The organism is Mesorhizobium sp. M7A.F.Ca.CA.002.09.1.1, assembly GCF_003998555.1.
GTDB classification, from domain to species: domain Bacteria; phylum Pseudomonadota; class Alphaproteobacteria; order Rhizobiales; family Rhizobiaceae; genus Mesorhizobium; species Mesorhizobium ciceri.
Genome location: NZ_RZRR01000495.1, coordinates 1 through 4,157, shown reverse-complemented (window position 1 = coordinate 4,157; position 4,157 = coordinate 1). Strand labels below are relative to the sequence as shown.

The following is a 4,157-nucleotide window of genomic DNA, read 5'->3' as shown; positions in this document are numbered from 1 at the left end:
GGTCGGACCGAGCCATGTGCTGAAAGCCATGGGATACGGTGACAGCCTTGGCGCCTTGCGCGTGTCGATCGGTCCGGCGACGGGCGCGGAAGACATCGAGTTGTTTCGCGTTGCGCTGACGGGAATCGCCGCGCGTCGGGCGGATAGAGAAAAAGCCGCGTGAGCGGTTGGGGCATCGGACCGAAAAGCGCGTAGCGATTTTCGGGAAAATCCGATGCTTGACGAAAATGATTTGGGCCATTCGGCCTGGTAGAGCCGTGCGTTTCATGCTGGCCGGGTGAATTTCCGGTCGAAGCGCACTATATGAAACTTACGCTGCCGCAAGCGCCTTTTTGGGGTTCGTTTTGGCGGTGCCATAGTTTGAAAACTGTCGGGCCTTGACCCCGGCGTGGATGGAGAACGCATATGCCTGCTGTGCAGGACACGATCGATCGGGTCCGAAAGATCGACGTCGACCAATATAAATATGGATTCCAGACCGAAATCGCGATGGATAAGGCCCCCAAAGGCCTCAGCGAAGACATTATCCGTTTCATTTCGGCCAAGAAGGACGAACCGTCCTGGATGCTGGAATGGCGTCTGGAAGCCTATCGCCGTTGGCTGACGCTTGACGAGCCGACCTGGGCGCGCGTCCACTATCCCAAGATCGATTTCCAGGACATCTACTTCTACGCGGCGCCCAAGAGCACGCCCGGCCCGACCTCGCTCAGCGATGTCGATCCCGAACTCTTGAAGGTCTACGAGAAGCTCGGTATTCCGCTGCGCGAGCAGGAAATCCTCGCCGGCGTGCAGAAGACCGACGCCTCGGAACTCGAGGAAGTCAGCGACAATGTCTACAAATCGGGCCGCGTCGCCGTCGACGCCGTGTTCGATTCCGTTTCCGTCGTCACCACCTTCAAGAAGGAGCTGGCGCAGGCCGGCGTCATCTTCTGCTCGATCTCGGAAGCCATCCGCGAGCATCCCGAACTGGTGAAGAAGTATCTCGGCTCGGTTGTGCCGACCTCCGACAATTATTACGCCACGCTGAATTCGGCCGTGTTCACCGACGGCTCGTTCGTCTTCGTGCCCAAGGGCGTGCGCTGCCCGATGGAGCTGTCGACCTATTTCCGCATGAACGAGAAGAACACCGGCCAGTTCGAGCGCACGCTGATCATCGCCGAGGAGGGGGCTTACGTCTCCTATCTCGAAGGCTGCACGGCGCCGCAGCGCGATGAGAACCAGCTGCATGCCGCCGTCGTCGAACTGGTGGCGCTCGACGATGCCGAGATCAAATATTCGACGGTGCAGAACTGGTATCCCGGAGACGCCGAGGGCAAGGGTGGCATCTACAATTTCGTCACCAAGCGCGGCGACTGCCGTGGCGATCGCTCGAAGATCTCGTGGACGCAGGTCGAGACCGGCTCGGCGATCACCTGGAAATATCCGAGCTGCATCCTGCGCGGCGACGATTCCTCGGGCGAGTTCTGTTCGATCGCTGTCTCGAACGGTTATCAGCAGGTCGACAGCGGCACCAAGATGATCCACCTCGGCAAGAACACGTCGAGCCGCATCATCTCCAAAGGCATCGCCGCCGGCTTCTCGCAGAACACCTATCGCGGCCAGGTCTCGGCGCACCGCAAGGCGACCAACGCCCGCAACTTCACCAACTGCGATTCCCTGCTGATCGGCGACCAGTGCGGCGCGCACACCGTGCCCTACATGGAAGCCAAGAATTCGACGGCGCAGTTCGAGCACGAAGCGACCACGTCGAAGATTTCCGAGGACCAGAAATTCTACGTCATGCAGCGCGGTATCCCTGAAGAGGAGGCGATCGCGCTGATCGTCAACGGCTTCGTCAAGGACGTCATCCAGCAACTGCCGATGGAATTCGCTGTCGAGGCGCAGAAGCTGATCGGTATCTCGCTTGAGGGCTCGGTCGGCTGACCGGACAGATATTCAGGAAACGAAAAAATGCTTGAAATCAGAAACCTGCACGCCCGCATCGTCGATGACGGCACCGAAATCATCCGCGGTCTGAACCTGACGGTGAAAGCCGGCGAGGTTGCCGCGATCATGGGGCCGAACGGCTCGGGCAAATCGACGCTGTCCTACATCCTCGCCGGTCGCGAGGACTATGAGGTGACCGAGGGCGACATCCTCTACAACGGCCAGTCGATCCTCGAAATGGATCCGGCCGAGCGCGCCACGTCAGGCATCTTCCTCGCCTTCCAGTATCCGATGGAGATACCGGGCGTCGCCACCATGGAATTCCTGAAAGTGGCGATGAACGAGCAGCGCAAGGCGCGCGGCGAGGAGCCGCTGAAGATCCCGGAATTTTTGAAGCGCGTGAAGGAAGCCGCCGCCTCGCTCAGCATGGAGATGGCGATGCTGAAGCGGCCGCTTAATGTCGGCTTTTCCGGCGGCGAGAAGAAGCGGGCGGAGATCCTGCAGATGAAATTGCTGGAGCCGAAATTGTGCGTGCTCGACGAGACCGATTCCGGCCTCGACATCGATGCGCTGAAGATCGTTTCCGACGGCGTCAACGCGCTGCGCGCGCCGGACCGGGCGTTCCTGGTCATCACCCACTACCAGCGCCTGCTTGAGCACATCGTGCCCGACACCGTGCATGTGCTCTACAAGGGGCAGGTCATCAAGTCAGGCGACAAGTCGCTGGCGCTCGACCTGGAAGCCAATGGCTATGCCGGCGTGATCGGCGAAGCAGCGTGAGATGCCAGAGGTAATACCGATGAACATGCACGCACAACCGCAGCGGACACCGGCCGAGACAGCGTTGATCGACGCGTTCGGCGACCGGCTGTCGCTGCTGCCGGGCGACGGCGCGGTGATGCTGAAGCGCGACGACGCCATCGAGACGATCAAGCACGGCCTGCCGACGCGGCGCGTCGAATCCTGGCACTATACCGACTTGCGCCGGTTGCTGAATACCGTGCCGGACTTCGACCCTGCCGCCATGGCCAAGGCCATTGCGCCGATCGTTGACGGTTCCACTGTGGTGTCGATCCTGAACGGCAAGTCCGACGCCAAAGTGCCGGTTCTTGAAGGCGTCTCTTTCCAGCGCCTGTCGGAAAAGCTGGTCGACGGCAGCGCAGCACCTGGGCTCGACCCCTATGGCAGCGACGACGCCATCGGCGCGCTGAACACGGCTTTCGTCGCCGACGGATATTTTGTCGACATCGCCGATGGCGTGGAACTCGAAAAGCCGGTCGAGCTGCAGAACCTGCAGGCCGGCGGCCAGACCCATGTGCGCCTGCCAGTGCGTGTCGGCGCCGGCGCCAAGGCCGTCATCGTCGAACGGCAGACAGGTGACGGCGCTGCCCTGGGCAGCTCGGTCAGCCAGCTCGTGCTCGGCGAAGGCGCCGAGGTGACGTGGCTGATTGTCCAGGAACAGCCGGAAACGGCGACGCATCTGGCCCAGTTCAAGGCCCATATCGGCAAGAATGCCAAGCTGACGTTGTTCGTCATGAACGCCGGCGGCAAGCTCGTGCGCCAGGAGATCATGGTCAGGACGACTGGCGAAGGCGCCGATTTCAAGCTGCGCGGCATCAACCTCTTGGCCGGCGACACCCATACCGACGTGACCATGGTTCTCGACCACGCCGTGCCGCACACGACCTCGACGGAGATCATCCGCAACGTGGTGACGGGCAAGGCGCGCGGCGTGTTTCAGGGCCGCATCAACGTCCATCAATATGCGCAGAAGACCAACGCCAAGATGGCATGCAACACGCTGTTGCTGTCGGACGACGGCGAGTTCTCGACCAAGCCGGAGCTTGAAATCTTCGCCGACGACGTGATTTGCGGCCATGGCGCGACGGTCACCGAGATCGACCACGATCATCTGTTCTACCTGATGGCGCGCGGCGTCGACGAGAAAAGCGCGCGGGGGCTGCTCGTGAAGGCCTTCGTCGCCGAGGTGATCGAGGAACTGGACGACGAGGCGATCGTCGAAGCGCTGGAAGCGCGGCTCGACGGCTGGTTCGTGGCACACGGCTAATTGGATGGGGTCCGGCAAAGCCACCCCTCATCCGTCTTGGCGCTACGCGCCAATCCACCTTCTCCCACAAGGGGAGAAGGTAAAGCGCTAGACCTTCTCCCCTTGTGGGAGAAGGTGGCCGAGCGAAGCTCGGTCGGATGAGGGGTGTTGGAAGGATCTCGGC

The 4,157-nt window shown here is 61.4% G+C and carries 3 protein-coding genes and 1 pseudogene; all 4 read left to right on the top strand.

Features of this window, described 5'->3' with window-relative positions; genetic code table 11:
* Positions 1 to 163 (top strand): annotated as a pseudogene (locus EN994_RS36200) (cysteine desulfurase); the annotation flags it as partial.
* Positions 164 to 405: 242 nt separating this feature from the next.
* Positions 406 to 1,923, top strand: a complete 1,518-nt coding sequence (sufB, locus tag EN994_RS20470; RefSeq protein WP_127307762.1) for a Fe-S cluster assembly protein SufB — start codon at positions 406 to 408, stop codon at positions 1,921 to 1,923.
* 27 nt (positions 1,924 to 1,950) lie between these two features.
* Positions 1,951 to 2,706, top strand: coding sequence for a Fe-S cluster assembly ATPase SufC (gene sufC, locus EN994_RS20465; RefSeq protein WP_013532160.1), 756 nt, complete (start codon positions 1,951 to 1,953; stop codon positions 2,704 to 2,706).
* Positions 2,707 to 2,725: 19 nt separating this feature from the next.
* The gene (sufD, locus tag EN994_RS20460; protein WP_063167809.1) at positions 2,726 to 3,994 is read left to right on the top strand and encodes a Fe-S cluster assembly protein SufD; all 1,269 of its coding nucleotides are present in this window, start codon (positions 2,726 to 2,728) and stop codon (positions 3,992 to 3,994) included.
* Positions 3,995 to 4,157 lie beyond the last annotated feature (163 nt).

What these genes read in the sequence shown, in the direction of transcription:
- sufD (WP_063167809.1), top strand. Translation starts at nt 2,726, where the DNA reads ATGAACATGCACGCACAACCGCAGCGGACACCGGCCGAGACAGCGTTG.
- sufB (WP_127307762.1), top strand. Translation starts at nt 406, where the DNA reads ATGCCTGCTGTGCAGGACACGATCGATCGGGTCCGAAAGATCGACGTC.
- sufC (WP_013532160.1), top strand. Translation starts at nt 1,951, where the DNA reads ATGCTTGAAATCAGAAACCTGCACGCCCGCATCGTCGATGACGGCACC.